Below are 16,947 nucleotides of genomic sequence, written 5' to 3'. Positions count from 1 at the left end.
CTATGCATTCACCGCTGCGGCGATGCGGTCACCCACCTCGGTGGTAGAAATAGCCTGGTTACCGCGGGAACTGATATCGGCAGCCACCGCTTGTTCAATCTTGGCCGCGTTATCCTCGTCACCAAGATGGCGCAGCAATAGGGCCACCGACAAAATCGCCGCGGTGGGATCAGCAACGCCGGTACCCGCAATATCCGGCGCAGAACCGTGTACCGGCTCAAACATGGACGGGTTTGCACCCGAGGCATCAATATTGCCGGAGGCAGCTAATCCAATGCCGCCGGTGACAGCGCCAGCGAGATCCGTCAAAATATCACCAAACAAGTTATCGGTGACGATGACGTCGTAACGCTCCGGATCTGTCACCATGTAGATGGTGGCTGCATCAATGTGGTGGTAATCGACAGTGACATCCGGATATTCCTGACCTACCTCCTGTACCGTACGCATCCACAAACCACCGGCGTTGACCAACACGTTTGTCTTGTGCACCAGGGTGAGGTGTTTGCGTCGGTTCCTGGCGCGCGCGAAAGCATCACGGACAACACGCTCCACACCGTATCGAGTATTTTGCGAAACCTCAGAGGCTACCTCATGCGCAGTGCCTTCACGCAGCACGCCCCCGTTGCCGCAATACAGCCCTTCGGTACCTTCGCGAACCACCACGAAATCAATCTCACCGGGATTAGCCAACGGTGAAGAAGAAGTCGGATACAGCTTCGAAGGACGCAAGTTGACATGATGGTCCAAGGCAAAGCGCAGTTTGAGCAACAGGGCCCGCTCCAGCACGCCTGCAGCAACCTTGCGGGGGTCGCCAATAGCACCGAGCAAAATCACGTCGTGTTCGCGAAGCGCGGCGAGGTCCTCATCAGTGAGCGTGTCCCCGGTTTCCAAGTATCTGTCTGCCCCCAGATGGAAATCGGTCACGTCCACGTCGTCACGCACCGCATGCAAGACCTTCAATGCCTCTGCGGTAACTTCGGGGCCAATGCCGTCGCCAGCAATAACAGCGAGTCTCATAGAGTGGTATCCTTTCTCAAAAATGCGCTTTCCCATAGCGTACCCGAACAAGTGATCCCAAACACCAAAGCGAAGCTCAGCACCAATCAACTCGCTAAATAATCAACTTCTGCCACTGCCCCACATCCGGAAAATTCCGCTCACCATCCAACCAACGACGGAACACCTCAGAGGCCGTATGCAAATCCAATCCTCCAATCCCGAAATGTAATTCGGCCGCGCCATTACGCACTTCAATCCAGAAACCCTCATCCGCCATAATGTTGCCCTGCGTACCCACCGAACCCGAGGTCGCAGAATAAAAACATTGAATATAGTGCTGCGTATCCCACTGCGAACTCCGCTGGAAACTCCACTGCGTTTCCTGCTGCGTTTCTTGGTTCTCCTCCGCCGAGGCACTCTGCGCCCGTTCCCCTTCGCGCAAAGACTTTCCAGCATGGACACTGCGCGCAGGCTTGCGGTCAATAATTTTCACATAGTCAGCTCGCGAATATTCAGTGGTGCTCTGCTGCCGGTAAATCTCTTCCAGCACGTCAGCAATCCCGCTTGGCGACGACCAGCCCAAGGTATAGTGCGCCGTCGTCATAGGGTAACGAACCAGGTCATCGCCATAGGCAAGTGTCGTGTCGCGATCCAGATCGACCAGCCCCAGATGCTTCGGGATCACAGCCTGGAAAATCTTGGTCATTGCTGTTGGCTCTTGCTCTGGTGTTATCGCCACCAACACCGCCGCAGGTTGCAGGCTTCGCACGGCCGGCTTCGGGTTAATCTCTCCCAGCATGTCAACGGCATCGCGTAGCGAGCCATTAATTATGTCAAGGTTCAAATCAGCAGCCGAGATATCTGCTGCATACACCTCATGCGGACGGACAGACTTCGGATCAAAAATAGCTAGGTAGCGCGAACGCTCTGGCGTGCCTGGTGAAGCTGCAATCATATCCCCAGCCTAATAGCCAGCGCACTCGGCGGGCCTGCCTCATTCCCTGAACACTGTTTAGTGCAGCTCATCGCACCTATTCGCTTGTGCACCGACAGAGTCAGCGAACCTGTGATGGTTTAAAATATTCTCATGCCGGAGACCATGTATTCCATCAAAATGCGAGCCAGCCGCGCCGGGGCCCATATATCCGGGGCCGAGCGCATAGTACCCGCCGGTTTTGTGAGCCAGATCAGCGAACACCTGCATGCTCGCGCACTTGGGCACCCCAAAGGACGCCCGGATTCTATCGTGGTCACCACCACTGCACTTGCCAAAGACGACATTATCTACCTGCCAGAACTCGCCGTTTCTGAATTACCGTGCGCTTCCCCACACCAGGCTCGCGCACTGGTGACCGATTTGCTAGCGGAAGTAACCCCGCACAGCGAAGTCATCTGGAACTACCTACAAACAGTCACGGGGCTGCGTGGAGCGATGGTGATAGATAGCGCAACCGGCCAACGAATCGAACCAGATAAGCAACGCGGGGTGCGCGCGAGCACCATGGACCACCGCAGCTCACTAAGTCTTGCTGCCGCAACCGAACCAGACAGCAAAAACTACGTGCGCGAAGCTCGTGTGCTCGCCGCAAAAGTAGCCTCGTGCCCACACGTACTTGCAGAAGTCTGCATCTCCGATGACCCGGACTACACCACCGGATACGTCTGCATACGAGGTCGTTACCATCGCATCGCGAATATGAAGCTGGCTGGTACCGACCAAGGAACACGAGTGATTGTCGTGAGCCGAGCGGACCAAGAAGCACTCGCCGAAATCTCTGCCTATTTAGAAAACCAAGCAGTGATCGTCGGATGAACCTCACCGAGCTCGCCACCCAGCGTCTAGAAAAATGGCAACAGCAAGGGCTTATGCGCACCCCCATAGAATTTGTCGGACCACAAACCCCGCGGGCGCAGCTAAAAGATCAGCCCAGCGAACGCATCTTGCTGTCATCATCAAATTACCTAGGCCTTGCTACCCATCCAGAAGTTATCGCCGCAGCAAGGTCTGCACTGGAAGAATTCGGCACCGGGTCCGGCGGATCACGCTTAACGACGGGATCCACTACCTGGCATCGTCGCATAGAACGAGAACTAGCCAACTTTGTCGGCTTCGAAGATGCAGTCCTGTTTGCCACCGGGTACCAAGCAAACCTTTCCGTTCTGCAAACGCTGGCACACCCGGATCTGCATATCTTTTCGGATTCGCTCAATCATGCCAGTCTCATCGACGGCATTCGCTTAGCCACAACTTCCGGTACGAAGAAATCGATTTACCCACACTGCGACTACACAGCATTAGAACAACAGCTGGCAGAATGCACCGCTAGGTACAAACTAGTAGTCAGTGATGGGGTATTTTCTATGGACGGTGATATCGCCGACCTAGCCAGGCTGCGCGAAATCTGCACTCACCACGACGCCTGGTTGCTGGTTGATGATGCACACGGAATCGGGACTGTGGGCAAGCACGGGATTGGTAGCACTCAAGTACACAACACCCGCCCCGATATCCTGATTGTCACGGCTAGCAAAGCCCTGGGAGCAGAAGGCGGCTTCGTGGCTTGTTCGACACCGGTGGCAAATTTATTACGTAACCAAGCACGCGGCTACGTGTATTCAACCGCCTGCAGCGCAGCAAACTGCGCGGCTATCTCCGCTGCACTAGAGGTGATTCAAAAGCCACTGACACAGCAACACCCAGTGGTACGCCTCCAACAACGTGCTGCCGCGCTACGAGAAATCACCGGAATTCGCGTTTTCGACGGCGTCGATTCTGACAGCGTCCTTTTTGAAAGTGCCCATTCTGGCAGTGCCCATTCTCCGATCATTCCCCTACCGGTCGGCGCTGAATCTGCTGCCGTGCGCCTGGCCTCCGAGTTAGCAGACCGTGGCTTTCATATTCCGGCTATCCGCTACCCAACCGTCGCACGCGGGCAAGCGATTCTGCGAGCAACTGCTATGGCCACCTTAGAGCTTGCCGACATTACGCGGTTTGCACAAACCCTCAGAGACCTTGGATGGCGACCACCCACACCTGCCAAAGCCATAAGCCCAGGACGATAAAACTAGCCCGCGCCACCATGCACACAAGCCCCTAGCACGACGAGCGGTCTGCCCGAATAAAGGACAGACCGCTCGCCAAACCTAGGAGAACTCAGCCAACTAGCTCTAGAACACCAGCTGGAACGATTCTGCAGACAGCTTGTCTGCGATCGTCTTCTCCAGCTCAGCTGGAACTTCTGCTTCCACACGCAAAATCAAAATAGCGCCATCACCCTTAGCAGCCTGAGTCAACGCCGCTGCTTCGATGTTGATGCCAGCATTGCCCAGTTCAGTGCCAACAATTCCCAGAGCACCAGGAACGTCAGTGTACTGGAAGAACAAGTTACGCCCCTCGGCACGCATGTCTACACCGCGACCATCAATCCGTACGATCTTTTCGATGCGTTCTGTACCAGTCAGCGCACCAACCACCGTGGCCGAAGCACCATTAGAAGCAACAACTTTCACCTGAAGCGAGGAACGGTGGTAAGCAGATTCACTCTGGCTATCCACGCTGATCTGCAAACCACGCTGTTGCGCAACTTGCGGAGCATTAACGAAAGTAATCGCTTCATCCGTCACACCACTGAACAGACCACGAACTGCGGACAGACCCAAAACGTCTAGTTTCTCCGTGGACAGCTCACCGCACCCTGTTACCTCCAGAGAAACTGGAGCACCATCCAAGAAACGAGCGGCCGCAACACCCAACTTCCGCGATAATTCCAACCAAAGGGCAACTTCTTCATCAACACGGCCACCAGAAACATTGACGGCATCGGCAACGAATTCACCACGCAGCGCCTTCAGAACAGATGCTGCAACGTCGGTACCTGCCCGGTCCTGTGCCTCCACGGTGGACGCTCCCAAATGTGGGGAAACCACGGTTTCTGGCAACGCAAATAATGGAGAATCAGTGCACGGCTCGGATTCATACACGTCAAAACCAGCGCCACGGTGGTGTCCGGATTTAATAGATTCTGCCAATGCCGATTCGTCAACCAAACCACCGCGAGCCGCGTTGATGATGATCTGGCCCTTCTTCGCCTTTGCCAACAAATCGGCGTTGAACATACCAGCAGTTTCTTTGGTCTTCGGCAAGTGAATGGTCACAAAATCCGAACGCGACATGAGCTCATCGAGCTCCACCAACTCCACGCCTAATTGCGCGGCACGCGCCGGGTTCGCGTAAGGGTCATAGGCGATAATTTCGGTTTCGAATGCCGCCAGACGTTGTGCAAACAACTGGCCAATGTGGCCGAATCCGACGATACCGATAGTTTTATTGAAGATTTCCACGCCTTTGAACGACGAACGCTTCCATTCGCCGTCGCGCAGAGTCTTATCAGCGGCGGGAATCTGTCGCGCTGTAGCCATCAGGAGCGCAATGGCTTGTTCACACGCAGAATGAATATTTGATGTTGGGGCGTTTGCAACCATGACGCCACGTTCAGTAGCTGCATCAATATCAACATTGTCCAGCCCGACACCTGCGCGCCCAACGATGCTGAGCTTTGGTGCGGCCTCGAGCACTTCCTTGTCGACGGTCGTTGCCGAACGCACCAGCAGCGCATCCGCATCGCCAACTGCAGCCAGCAGTTCCTGGCGATTTGGGCCATCAACCCAACGAACTTCGACGGCATCGCCCAGGGCGTCAACCGTGGACTGCGCTAGTTTGTCTGCGATTAAAACCACCGGCTTGGTCACTGAAATACTCTCCTGCGAAAATTGGCTTGAATAGAGGTGCTATGAACTTGGGATGTGGTTTGGATTATACAACCAGGTTGGTGCGGCGGCGCGAGCTCCACCGGGATTAAAATTCGTGAAGCGCAAGCGCTTAAGACTTGGTATTTTTGCTCTTCGAAACGGTGGTCTTTTCTGCTCGCTGTGCAGAAAGTTCTGCAACCCGAATTTTGTGCGAAAACTCCCGTGAGGTTCCAAATTGGCGCCCAAAAGCGATCAATGGCCCGTCGGCAAGACCTGCGACCATAGCCAAAGACTCAAAATTACTGGTGAGATCGGTCTCTGGCATCACGCGCACTTTAGCTCCGAAAGCCGTGGCATTAGCTACCGAAATTGCTGGCGATTCATTAGTAGCCACCATCACCGGCGCCATTTCTTTATCACGCCGCGATTGTGCATAAACCGCGGGCAAGGGATCGTGCTCCCGGGTTTCCAACGGATCCCATGTAGCCACTACTTCTTGCTTACCACCAGGGGTCAGCTGAGATAAAGCGTGTACGAGATTGGCAGGATCACTGACTTCGATTTGTTCAAATTCGTGCGCTGTAAAATCCGCCAAAGCTTGATCGGTGCCAGGGTCATTGAACACTTCGAACGCGCCTGTACTATCTGCGATCCCCACTTTACCGACGGTAAGAACCCTTTCGACCCTTAAGTCTTCAATTAATTGGCGGATTTCGCCGTGCACGCTCCGGTCATAGATCACCACCGGAGCGTATTGTGCTATGCCAATCGACGCTCCCCGGGCAATAGCCCCATCGCGGTTTTCAACCACAATCAGTGTGCGTGATTGCCTAAAGAATTCCCGCGCAGTTTCCAAACCAAAGTCTTCCGCGATGATTTGTACCCTATTCGGATAGGCGTCATCAACGAACCGGTTCAGATTTTCTGAACGCGCCTGATTAATAGCGGTGGGAATAGCAGAGGTGGTCTTTTCGAAAGGGCGCGATTCAAAATTTTGCTGCACCGAACTACACGAAGAGACCACCAATGCACTGGCAGCGATGACCGCTGCCACCACCGAGCTACGGTTAAGCCGTGGCATCAAGTGGGTTTTTCACCCAGCTCATCAGATCGCGAAGCTTCGCGCCTGTGGTCTCGATCTGGTGCTCGTTGGTCTCCTTACGAAGGTCCTCGAGCTCCTTGTTGCCGTTGTCCACGTTGTCAATCAAGCGCTTGGTGAAAGTACCATCCTGAATATCACTCAGGATATCTTTCATGCGTTGCTTGGTGTCATCGTTGATCACACGTGGGCCCGACAGGTAGCCACCGAACTCAGCGGTATCAGAAACCGAGTAGTTCATGTTGGTCAACCCGCCCTCGAACAACAAGTCCACAATCAATTTCAGCTCATGCAGGCACTCGAAGTAAGCCATCTCTGGCTCGTAGCCAGCTTCGACCAAAACCTCGAAGCCTGTCTTCACCAGCTGCTCAGTACCGCCGCAGAGAACTGCTTGCTCACCGAAAAGGTCAGTGACGGTTTCCGCTTCAAACGTGGTTGGGATAACGCCAGCGCGAGCGCCGCCAATTGCAGAAGCATAAGACAGGCACAGGTCGTGGCCTTCCTTCTTCGGATCCTGCTCAATAGCGATCAAGCAAGGAACGCCTTTGCCGTCTGCAAACTGGCGACGAACTAAGTGGCCCGGTCCCTTTGGTGCAACCATGCCGATAGTGATGTTGTCGGCAGGCTCAATCAGCTTGAAATGGATGTTAAGACCATGGCCGAACAGAACGGCGTCGCCATCCTTCAGATTTGGTGCGATCTCGTTGTTATACAGATCTTTCTGAGCCGTATCTGGCGCAAGAACCATGATGACATCTGCCCATTCGGAAGCTTCCGCGTTGCTCTTGACGGTGAAGCCAGCTTCCTCCGCCTTAGCGCGGGACCGGGAATTTTCGCGCAGACCGATAACAACCTCAACGCCGGAATCACGCAGGTTTTGAGCGTGTGCGTGCCCCTGAGAACCGTAGCCAATAATGGCTACCTTGCGACCCTGAATGATCGACAGGTCCGCGTCGTCCTCGTAAAAAGTTTCAATAGCCATGAAAGATCCTTTCTGTCGGATTCTATAGATTCTATATTAGAAATAGCTTCTAACCTGTTTTTAATCTACCACAATGCGTATCACGCTATGAGACAGATTCGCCACTATGTGGGATTATTTTCCGGGGGCCATAATCTTCGGGCCACGAGCCAGCGCGATCCGACCCCCCATAACGAGTTCACGAACCCCAAACGGCTCAAGCACATCCAACAAGGCGCGGAGCTTGCCCGAAGTTCCGGTGGCCTCAATAACAACGGATTCCTTAGCGACGTCGACAATCCGGGCCCGGAAAATATTGGCAGCATCCACTACCTGTGGGCGGTTGGAGGCATCCGCCGATACCTTAACCAGCATGATCTGCCGCGCAATTGATTGCGACTCTTCCAGTCGAACAACCTTAAGCACCTCGATCAGCTTGTTCAGCTGCTTCGTGACTTGTTCAATTACGACATCATCTGCATCAACAACCACGGTCAAGCGGTTGATACCAGATTTTTCGGTGCGTCCAGAAACTAGAGAAATGAGGGAATAACCGCGGCGGGTAAACAGCTGCGCAACGCGGGAAATAATACCGTCGACGTCTTGGACTAGGACAGACAACGTGTGGCGAGTCGTCTCATATGCAGCCATGGTTATTTCTCCTGTTCTGGATGCTCTTGCACGGTCTCATGAATTTGTGCTGGGGATTCCCCAGCAGAGTTGTCTTCGTCGAAAAGTGGACGCAAGTCTTTCGCGTACTGAATATCCGAGTTCGACGCCCCGGCTGAGACCATCGGCCAAACTTGCGCGTCCTCCCCAACGACGAAATCGATGACGACCGGACGGTCGTTGATCTCCCGTGCTTTCGCAATAGCAGGCACGACTTCTTCCTTTTTAGTGACCCGCAACGCGACGCAGCCCATCGCCTCAGAGAGCTGCACGAAGTCCGGCACGTAATCGCTGTTTTCTTTCTTCAATTTGGTATTGGAATAGTGCTCGTTGAAAAACAGCGTCTGCCACTGGCGCACCATACCCAAGTTACCGTTGTTAATCAGAGCCACCTTAATCGGGAACCCCTCCATGAAACAGGTGGTGAGCTCCTGGTTGGTCATTTGGAAACAACCATCGCCGTCGATAGACCAGACTTCTTTTTCTGGACAACCGGCTTTTGCACCCATAGCAGCAGGAACGGAATAGCCCATGGTTCCCAAACCACCAGAATTTAGCCACGTGCGTGGCTTCTCAAAATCAATAAACTGCGCAGACCACATCTGATGCTGTCCGACGCCCGCGACATAGACGGCATCCGGACCAGCTGCCTGCGAAAGTTGCTCAATGACATACTGTGGTGACAACGCACCGTCAGCCTGCTCGTCGTAGCCACGAGGGAAACGTTCCTGCAGGCCATGCAAGTAGGTCATCCACGGAGTCAGATCGCGAACCGCGCGGGAAGAATTGTTCTGGAAAGCTCGCAACAGACCCAGCAAAACTTCCCGGGCGTCCCCCACGATCGGAACATCCACTGCCCGAATCTTACCGATCTCCGCTGGATCCACATCAGCGTGGATAACTTTGGCATCCGGCGCAAAGGTAGAAGTATCACCCGTAACCCGGTCATCGAAGCGCGCACCGATCGTGATAAGCAAATCGGCACGTTGCAAAGCTGCAACCGCGGGAACCGAACCATGCATGCCCGGCATACCCATGTGCAGTTCATGCGATTCCGGAAATGACCCCAGCCCCATCAGCGTGGTCACGACCGGGATACCCGTGTATTCTGCAAACTCCCGCAACTCACGGTGCGCTTCCGCCTTAATCACACCACCGCCGATATACAACACCGGTTTGTCCGCCGCGGCTATCAGATCAGCTGCAGCAGTCAGTTGTCGCGGGTGTGGGTTGGTTACTGGCTTATAACCTGGCAGGTCCACCGTCGTCGGGAAAATATAGTCTAACTCTGCAACCTGCAGATCTTTCGGGATATCCACCAACACCGGCCCCGGACGTCCCGTCGACGCCAGGTGAAATGCCGAAACAATCGCTTCTGGGATTTCTTCTACATGCGTAACCATGAAATTATGCTTGGTCACAGGCATCGTGACGCCACGAATATCGGCTTCCTGAAAGGCATCAGTACCCAACATTTTGGAACCTACCTGCCCAGTAATCGCTACAACCGGGACAGAGTCCAACATAGCGTCAGCAAGCGGGGTTACCAGGTTGGTGGCTCCTGGTCCAGAGGTTGCGATCATCACGCCAACCTTTCCAGATGCTTGCGCATAGCCCTCTGCCGCATGGCCAGCCCCTTGTTCGTGGCGTGCCAGCACGTGACGTAGTTTTTCTGAGCTATACAGCGCATCGTATAGCGGGAGCACCGCACCGCCAGGAATGCCGAAAGCAATATCTGTGCCAAGGTCTTCCAAGGTTTTCACGATGGCCTCTGCACCGATCATGCGCGTGCTTGCGCTCTTGGAACCGGCGCCGGAAGCAGCTACCGACGGGCTGGGCTGGTTTGTGGCCGACACGTTATGGTCTCCATTCCATCAAGGTTTTCTATGTTTCACGCTCGGGTGATCATGCCGAAGACGCAAAATTGCGGTGTTTTATTGCGGTCTTCTCACAACAAAAGCCCCCGACATTCGCACTGTGGTGGGTGCTGTCGGAGGCGTGCGTTAATGCGGCTGCAAGTGTGTCCCGTTCGGGCACGCCCCCTAGGGCACTACTACTTGAAGTCGAATTTCGTTGATCACGAGATCTACATTACACAATGATGTGAGAAAACTCGATTTCACCCCCATCTGGCTCACAGCACCCCGTCGATGAAGTCTAAGATACGATTCATGACGCTAGATTTCGTGCTGGAACAGATCTGGCGCTGGTCGATCGAACGTGGCGTAGACTTCGCCTTGCTGTTCATCGGCGCGCTACTCGTTCCTCGGGCAGGACGCCTGGCCCACCGCTGGTCACAACACAGGTCACAGCGCATCGCCGATTTTGATGAATCTAAATCATCACTTGCCGTCGCCGGTGTTGCGATTTATATCGCGCAGCTCATTGCCTACTTCGTGCTGTTCGTGTTTTTCCTGCAGCAACTAGGCTTCTCTCTCGTGGGCGCTACCATCCCAGCTACAGCCGCTTCCGCTGCCGTAGGTCTGGGCGCGCAATCGATTATTGCTGACTTTCTCGCCGGGTTTTTTATTCTGTCCGAAAAACAATATGGCATCGGCGACTGGGTGAAGTTTGAAGGCAACGGAATCGAAGTCGAAGGCACGATCATTCAGGTGACAATGCGCGCCACCCGTATCCGGACCTTGAATGAAGAGACCATCATCGTCCCAAACAGCACCGCCCGCGTCTGCATCAACCATTCGCACTACTGGTCCTCAGCCGTCGTCGTGATGCCGGTCCCGCTGCTCGAAGTGAAAACCCCCTGGGAGGCCGTCGAGAGATTCCAAAAAGCAACGCAGCGCGCACTCGAAGTCCCAGAAATCGCCGAAGTTCTCAAAGGCGATTTGGAAATTCACCCAGCGGTCGGCAACGGCATCAACCCTCCCCAGGTAGTTGGAATGCCCTGGACCGTAAATATCCGTGCGATGATTATGACTGAAGCAGGTATGCAATGGATGGTTGAGCGTGGCATCCGCCTGTCTGTAATGGAAGAGTTTTGGAGCGAATACGGTTCAGCCCCAACTATTAACGGCGACCTACAGGGCGAAGTCTCCCTACGAAAGAAACCGGAATATACCGAAAACACCTCAGGTTCTTATGCCAACAACCCATGGGTGGATCTATCCCTTGGCACCACCACACCAGAAGAAAACAGCCAGGAGATCACCGAGCTAACCGCACAAGACTCCGAGCATTACCGCAGGCTGGACCCGCGCACGCTCGTCGGCAAGTTATTGTCGTTCAATGGCAACCTTCGCCCTTCAACAACGGGCCTATCGTTATTGTTTATCGCTCTGCTCATTGTGCGTATTCTCGGCTCCAGCATAGAAATCGACGGCGAACTGGTACACGGTCCGCTGGCACCCCCTGCGACAGAAACCACACTGAAGGTATCCACGAATTAAAGATTTTTCCTTCATCCCGTAGCATGGTCGCCATGAGTGTTGCAGAAAACCCAGCCCAGGGCACCAGTTTCCGCCCAGAGCGCACCCACATTATTGCCGCTGTACTCATCATTGGCATTGCAATCATGGGCATCGCCTGGGCTCCCCTTGTGCTTGGTTGGTTGTTGCTTTTCCCATTGGCCTTTATCTACTGGGCTCTACGCGCAAAAACAACCGTCACCGCAACAGGCATTACGATTACCTATGCCTTCAAATCCGATGTCACCATCGCCTGGGAGGAATTCCAAGGCATTGGGTTTCAACGATCCCGAGTTTTTGCCAGCACACGGGACGGCAAACAATTCAACCTTCCCGGGGTGACTTTCCAATCACTTCCCGCATTAGAAACCGCATCTCAAGGACGAATCCGAGACGTCCTCACCGAGGGCAAAGAAGCCGCTGACGAAAAAGTTGTGATCACTCATCGCGACGGTCAGCGCATCATGATGACACGGGACGAATTTGAAAAATACGATGGCGTTGCTGCCCAGCACTACGAATCGCACCCGGCCTCTCGCAAACAGCAGCACCAACAAGTCCACGAACACAAGCCAGACCACAGCCCCCGGAAACCACATAGCAAGTCGAGTCAGCAACAGCAGCAGCAACGCCGACGTTACCAAGGGGACAGCTGAGAAAACCGGATTTAGGTTATTTCTCCCTGCTTCGCCGACTAAACCGCACAAAAGAAAGGCATCCTTGTGTACCCTCTTCGCTCGAAAGTAACAACCGTTGGCCGCAATGCTGCAGGCGCGCGCGCTTTATGGCGTGCCACCGGCACCCGGGATAATGAGTTCGGTAAGCCAATCGTGGCAATCGTGAATTCCTACACGCAATTCGTGCCCGGTCACGTGCACTTAAAGAACGTCGGAGATATCGTTGCCGAGCAAGTACGCGAAGCCGGCGGTGTACCGAAAGAATTCAACACCATCGCGGTGGACGACGGAATCGCCATGGGTCACTCGGGCATGCTGTATTCCTTGCCTTCTCGGGAAATCATCTCCGATTCTGTCGAGTACATGGTTAACGCTCACACTGTCGACGCCATGGTGTGCATTTCCAACTGCGATAAGATCACCCCGGGCATGCTTAATGCAGCTATGCGCCTAAACATTCCCACTGTTTTTGTTTCCGGCGGCCCGATGGAAGCCGGAAAAGCCGTCGTCATCGACGGCGTTGCGCAGACGTCTTCAGACCTTGTCGACGCCATCTCCGCATCGGCTAACGACAAAGTTTCTGACGACGAACTTGCCAAAATCGAGGAATCGGCCTGCCCTACCTGCGGATCATGCTCCGGCATGTTTACAGCCAACTCGATGAACTGTCTAACCGAAGCCCTTGGTTTATCTTTGCCAGGCAACGGCACCACGTTGGCAACACACCAGGCACGCCACGGTTTGTTCCAAAAAGCAGGCCAGTTAATCGTCGACATGTGCGAGCGCTATTACGGTAATGAAGACGAATCCGTCTTGCCACGCAGCGTCGCTACGAAAAAGGCGTTCCGCAACGCAATGGCGCTCGATATGGCCATGGGCGGTTCCACCAACACGATTTTGCATACCCTCGCTGCAGCCCAAGAAGGCGAGGTCGATTTCGATCTACGCGATATCGAGGAAATCTCACACCAAGTGCCGTGTCTGTCGAAAGTCGCTCCCAATGGGGTCTACCACGTAGAAGATGTGCATCGCGCCGGTGGCATCCCCGCGATCTTGGGCGAACTGCGACGCGGCGGTTTGCTGGACGAAGATGTTCATACGGTGCAGTACGACACCCTGGACGGCTGGCTTAACGACTGGGACATCCGCGGGGGCAAAGCAATCACGGACGCCGAGGATCTGTTTTATGCAGCACCAGGCGGTGTGCGCACCACTGAGCCATTCTCCAGCACAAATCGCTGGGAATCACTGGATACCGATGCCGAGACAGGTTGCATCCATGATGTTATGCACGCTCATTCTGCCGACGGCGGGCTCGTCGTCTTGCGCGGCAATCTCTCGCCGGATGGCGCTGTACTGAAAACCGCGGGTGTAGACGAAAACCTTTGGGAATTTAGCGGTCCGGCACGCGTGCTGGAATCCCAAGAAGCTGCTGTCAGCGCAATCCTCAAGCGCGAAGTACAACCTGGTGAGGTCGTCGTAATCCGTTACGAAGGCCCTGCCGGAGGTCCAGGGATGCAAGAAATGCTGCACCCTACCTCGTTCTTAAAGGGCGCTGGGCTCGGCAAAAAGTGCGCTCTGATCACGGATGGCCGGTTCTCCGGAGGCACTTCAGGGCTGTCCATTGGGCATATCTCACCAGAAGCTGCAGCAGGTGGTTTAATCGGATTGATCGAAAATGGCGATACCATCCGCATTTCCGTCAAGGACAGGAGCTTAACCCTAGAACTTGCCGACGAAGAAATTGCACGTCGTCGCCAAGAAATGGAAAACCGTGCGCAACCGTGGCAGCCCACCGAACGTAAGCGCACCGTAACCAAGGCGCTGCGTGCTTATGCCAAGATGGCTACCAGCGCAGATAAAGGGGCCGTACGCCAAGTTGACTAGCAGAGACACTAGTTTGCGGCACCACAGTGCTCCATTGCTAACCATTATCGGGCTAATTGCTGGGCTAGCCGCGACGTTTTATCGCATCAACAAAACAGCGTCGCCGGTGGATATGGTGATCTACCGGCAGGGCGTTGACGCATTCTTGCACGGTCGGGAAATGTATTCCGAGCCCATGTTTGCCGGCGACCTCGCGCTGCCATTTATCTATCCGCCGTTTGGCGCACTATTTATGGCACCCCTCAATATAATCCCTGGGATTGATGACACCTTCGCCGGTCGTATCGTCATCGCACTCTCCAACGCACTCTTGCTGCTCTGCTTATGGTTGGTATGGCGCTGGCTACTCGACGCTAACCGCTGGGCTATGCCAGCCGCAGCTATTTCTTGGGCGTTGGCTTTAATCAGTGAGCCGGTGGAGCTCAACCACAGCTTCGCCCAGATTAACGTCATCCTCATGTCGTTGGTAGTACTCGATCTTGTACCCCGCAAACGCACACTCCCACAAGGATGGCTAATCGGCATCGCCGCCGCAATCAAACTAACGCCATTGGCAATGCTGCTCTATTTCCTGCTCCGCAAAGACTTCCGAGCAATAGTCACCGCCGGTATTTCTGCTGCACTCGCAACACTGCTTGCCGCTATCGTGCGCTTCGATGCCACCTGGGAATTTTATGGTGCTCGCCTTCTGGGAATGGGTTCAGGTGGAGATTTCGGCGTCAATACCTCGTACCAATCAAACAGCTCCTGGCGCGGCATGATCCAGCGCTGGTTTAGCAGCGAGCAAGCTTTGGAAGATTCCGGACACCTCGTGACTGCTCTCTGGGCAGTGTTGGTAATTCTAACTATCACCACTGGCGCATGGATCATGATCCAGTTATTGCGCCGTGGCTATCTCGTCGACGCCTGGCTTATCAACGCAGTAATCATGCTATTAATTTCTCCAGTGTCGTGGTCCCACCATTGGGTCTGGTTAGCCGTAGCGGTTCCGGTGTGGTTCTGGCGGGCACATAGCATGCGTGATTACGGCCTTGGGGCTACCGTCGCGCTCTGGATTTCCGTTCTGGTAGTCCTCGAACAACCACCGAAATGGTGGTACGGCGATGCCATCGAAGTACACGCATTAAGCTTTTGGCCGAAGGTATTTGTTAGTGATTTCGTCTGGCTCGGCTTAGCAACCCTGCTCGTTATCGCCTGGGAATGCCGACCACAAGGCAAGTATCACCAGCACGGGAAATCGCTAGCAGGATTGCCCAGCCAAACCGGGACGAGCGATAAAATAACGCTTTAAGCCGACAGTGGGTTGGTTCCTGCCAGCAACCACCATGCGACCACGACTGCCGCAATGCCGAGGATCATAAAGAGCCAGGAGGAGGCTAGCGGGCGTCGTGCCCAGCCGCGCGCACCATCAAGCGCATATAATCCGGGCCCGGTAAATTGAACTACCAGCGCAAGAACTGCTGCCATCACCGGCACCCACAAAGTTTCTTCCCAGTTAAAAACGTTGAGACCAGTTTGCGCCTGGGCAAGCTCGTGGACGACCAAAAACCCGGTCACAATCCACGCAAGCATGGCAGCAACTGGTGCTAACAAGCCAAGCAGCAAGAAAATACCAGCAGCCAATTGTACGGATGGAACTGCGATGGCCACTAAATGTGCTTGGTTATAAGCAGCAAAATCAGATTCTAAGCCTGCAATACCCTCATGGGAGCCCAGTGTGAAAAACGTCCCGGTCGCTTGAATGATCAGCCACGCAGAGAGCGCAATGCGCAGCAGGAACAGCCCCAAATCAATAGTCCCGCGGCGAGTATCAACTGTGGTCACCGGCTCTGCACTAGCAGCGTTGCCAGGCGTTTCGGCTGAGACACCAGTTCCCTGTGCATAAGGCCCATCAACCGGAATCTGTTCATCGTTGGCGAGACCTTGCTGCCCCTGTGGAACACCTTGCTGAGTTGGCACCGAATACCCGGCTTGTTGTGGTGTAGCAGATGCTGCAACCGGTATGGTGGTCTGCTTGCCAGCAGGATCAATGACTTCGGTAGCGGCAAAATCTTCATCTCGGTATTCCGGACGATGCTCATCCACTGCGTCCGACACACCAGCTTCCGGTGCGCCAGCATTCGGTGTGCCAGCATCCGTCGCGCCAGTATTAGTAGCTGCCTCTGGCTGAGCAAACTGCGTCGTTGGCTCGGAATCAACGCTCGCACCAGTAGCGCGGTTTTCGCTAGAATTCGGCTCGATCACCTGCGGAGCTGCCCGGCCAGCTCGTTCGAAAATAGTTGTACGAGCTTCTGTAGACGGAGAAGTTTTCTCTGCGTCCGCTTTTGCCCGTTGTGGTTTTTCGGAAGGTTGGGTCGTCGATGTTTGCGGCCCCTCATAGGTGGGGACGTCGAATGCGTCATCGTGAAAATCCGCTTTATCTGGTTTTCGGCCAGCGTTGCCACCTTGGGCTGTGCTGGAAGTATTTTTTCGATCGCTCAT

The 16,947-nt window shown here is 54.5% G+C and carries 14 protein-coding genes; 6 read left to right on the top strand and 8 right to left on the bottom strand.

The features are described from left to right. Both O146_RS0104425 and O146_RS0104420 read right to left on the bottom strand, forming a co-directional pair. Positions 1 to 1,020: a 3-isopropylmalate dehydrogenase gene (locus O146_RS0104425; protein ID WP_027017768.1), complete on the bottom strand. Its 1,020-nt coding sequence runs from the start codon at positions 1,018 to 1,020 to the stop codon at positions 1 to 3. A 94-nt stretch (positions 1,021 to 1,114) separates the two neighbouring features. Further along, complete coding sequence (locus O146_RS0104420) at positions 1,115 to 1,957, bottom strand: hypothetical protein (RefSeq protein WP_027017767.1); 843 nt, start codon at positions 1,955 to 1,957, stop codon at positions 1,115 to 1,117. 132 nt (positions 1,958 to 2,089) lie between these two features. On the opposite strand from O146_RS0104420, the gene O146_RS11115 reads away from it, so the two are divergent. Both O146_RS11115 and O146_RS11110 read left to right on the top strand, forming a co-directional pair. Continuing rightward, complete coding sequence (locus tag O146_RS11115; RefSeq protein ID WP_034645255.1) at positions 2,090 to 2,815, top strand: 6-carboxyhexanoate--CoA ligase; 726 nt, start codon at positions 2,090 to 2,092, stop codon at positions 2,813 to 2,815. Further along, positions 2,812 to 4,065 (top strand): aminotransferase class I/II-fold pyridoxal phosphate-dependent enzyme, encoded by a 1,254-nt coding sequence (locus O146_RS11110; RefSeq protein ID WP_051619250.1) that lies wholly within the window; start codon positions 2,812 to 2,814, stop codon positions 4,063 to 4,065. Before O146_RS11115 ends, O146_RS11110 begins: the two co-directional genes overlap by 4 nt. A 105-nt stretch (positions 4,066 to 4,170) precedes the next feature. Here the strand turns inward: O146_RS11110 and serA are convergent, their stop codons facing one another. The 5 genes from serA to O146_RS0104385 all read right to left on the bottom strand — a co-directional run bounded on the left by serA (position 4,171) and on the right by O146_RS0104385 (position 10,336). Continuing rightward, positions 4,171 to 5,751, bottom strand: coding sequence for a phosphoglycerate dehydrogenase (gene serA, locus O146_RS0104405; RefSeq protein ID WP_027017766.1), 1,581 nt, complete (start codon positions 5,749 to 5,751; stop codon positions 4,171 to 4,173). Positions 5,752 to 5,881: 130 nt separating this feature from the next. Beyond that, positions 5,882 to 6,832, bottom strand: coding sequence for a hypothetical protein (locus O146_RS11105; RefSeq protein ID WP_051619249.1), 951 nt, complete (start codon positions 6,830 to 6,832; stop codon positions 5,882 to 5,884). Further along, entirely contained in the window at positions 6,819 to 7,832 is a 1,014-nt protein-coding gene (gene ilvC, locus O146_RS0104395; protein ID WP_027017765.1) for a ketol-acid reductoisomerase, read from the bottom strand. Before ilvC ends, O146_RS11105 begins: the two co-directional genes overlap by 14 nt. A gap of 114 nt (positions 7,833 to 7,946) precedes the next feature. Further along, entirely contained in the window at positions 7,947 to 8,462 is a 516-nt protein-coding gene (gene ilvN / locus O146_RS0104390) for an acetolactate synthase small subunit (protein ID WP_021352355.1), read from the bottom strand. Between the two features lie 2 nt (positions 8,463 to 8,464). After that, the gene (locus O146_RS0104385; RefSeq protein ID WP_027017764.1) at positions 8,465 to 10,336 is read right to left on the bottom strand and encodes an acetolactate synthase large subunit; all 1,872 of its coding nucleotides are present in this window, start codon (positions 10,334 to 10,336) and stop codon (positions 8,465 to 8,467) included. Positions 10,337 to 10,651: 315 nt separating this feature from the next. On the opposite strand from O146_RS0104385, the gene O146_RS11100 reads away from it, so the two are divergent. From O146_RS11100 to O146_RS11090, 4 genes are all read left to right on the top strand, one after another. Beyond that, entirely contained in the window at positions 10,652 to 11,884 is a 1,233-nt protein-coding gene (locus O146_RS11100) for a mechanosensitive ion channel family protein (RefSeq protein WP_021352357.1), read from the top strand. A gap of 32 nt (positions 11,885 to 11,916) precedes the next feature. Further along, positions 11,917 to 12,558: a PH domain-containing protein gene (locus O146_RS11095; protein WP_232218023.1), complete on the top strand. Its 642-nt coding sequence runs from the start codon at positions 11,917 to 11,919 to the stop codon at positions 12,556 to 12,558. 66 nt (positions 12,559 to 12,624) lie between these two features. Then, positions 12,625 to 14,466: a dihydroxy-acid dehydratase gene (gene ilvD / locus O146_RS0104370; RefSeq protein ID WP_027017763.1), complete on the top strand. Its 1,842-nt coding sequence runs from the start codon at positions 12,625 to 12,627 to the stop codon at positions 14,464 to 14,466. Further along, on the top strand, positions 14,459 to 15,757 hold the full coding sequence (locus O146_RS11090; protein WP_244266803.1) for a glycosyltransferase 87 family protein: 1,299 nt from the start codon (positions 14,459 to 14,461) through the stop codon (positions 15,755 to 15,757). The genes ilvD and O146_RS11090 overlap by 8 nt, the downstream gene beginning before the upstream one ends. On the opposite strand, the gene O146_RS12140 is transcribed toward O146_RS11090, so the two are convergent. Next, entirely contained in the window at positions 15,754 to 16,947 is a 1,194-nt protein-coding gene (locus O146_RS12140; protein WP_051619248.1) for a DoxX family protein, read from the bottom strand. The genes O146_RS11090 and O146_RS12140 overlap by 4 nt on opposite strands.

The organism is Corynebacterium pseudodiphtheriticum DSM 44287, from assembly GCF_000688415.1.
Lineage (GTDB): Bacteria > Actinomycetota > Actinomycetes > Mycobacteriales > Mycobacteriaceae > Corynebacterium > Corynebacterium pseudodiphtheriticum.
The sequence above is the reverse complement of the archived record's forward strand: the minus strand, read 5'-3'. Positions and strand labels throughout refer to the sequence as shown.

Bases quoted from the DNA above. Each gene is read 5' to 3' on its own strand.
- O146_RS0104425 (WP_027017768.1), bottom strand. From the start codon at position 1,020: ATGAGACTCGCTGTTATTGCTGGCGACGGCATTGGCCCCGAAGTTACC.
- O146_RS0104420 (WP_027017767.1), bottom strand. From the start codon at position 1,957: ATGATTGCAGCTTCACCAGGCACGCCAGAGCGTTCGCGCTACCTAGCT.
- O146_RS11115 (WP_034645255.1), top strand. From the start codon at position 2,090: ATGCCGGAGACCATGTATTCCATCAAAATGCGAGCCAGCCGCGCCGGG.
- O146_RS11110 (WP_051619250.1), top strand. From the start codon at position 2,812: ATGAACCTCACCGAGCTCGCCACCCAGCGTCTAGAAAAATGGCAACAG.
- O146_RS11105 (WP_051619249.1), bottom strand. From the start codon at position 6,832: ATGCCACGGCTTAACCGTAGCTCGGTGGTGGCAGCGGTCATCGCTGCC.
- ilvC (WP_027017765.1), bottom strand. From the start codon at position 7,832: ATGGCTATTGAAACTTTTTACGAGGACGACGCGGACCTGTCGATCATT.
- ilvN (WP_021352355.1), bottom strand. From the start codon at position 8,462: ATGGCTGCATATGAGACGACTCGCCACACGTTGTCTGTCCTAGTCCAA.
- O146_RS11100 (WP_021352357.1), top strand. From the start codon at position 10,652: ATGACGCTAGATTTCGTGCTGGAACAGATCTGGCGCTGGTCGATCGAA.
- O146_RS11095 (WP_232218023.1), top strand. From the start codon at position 11,917: ATGAGTGTTGCAGAAAACCCAGCCCAGGGCACCAGTTTCCGCCCAGAG.
- O146_RS12140 (WP_051619248.1), bottom strand. From the start codon at position 16,947: ATGAGCGATCGAAAAAATACTTCCAGCACAGCCCAAGGTGGCAACGCT.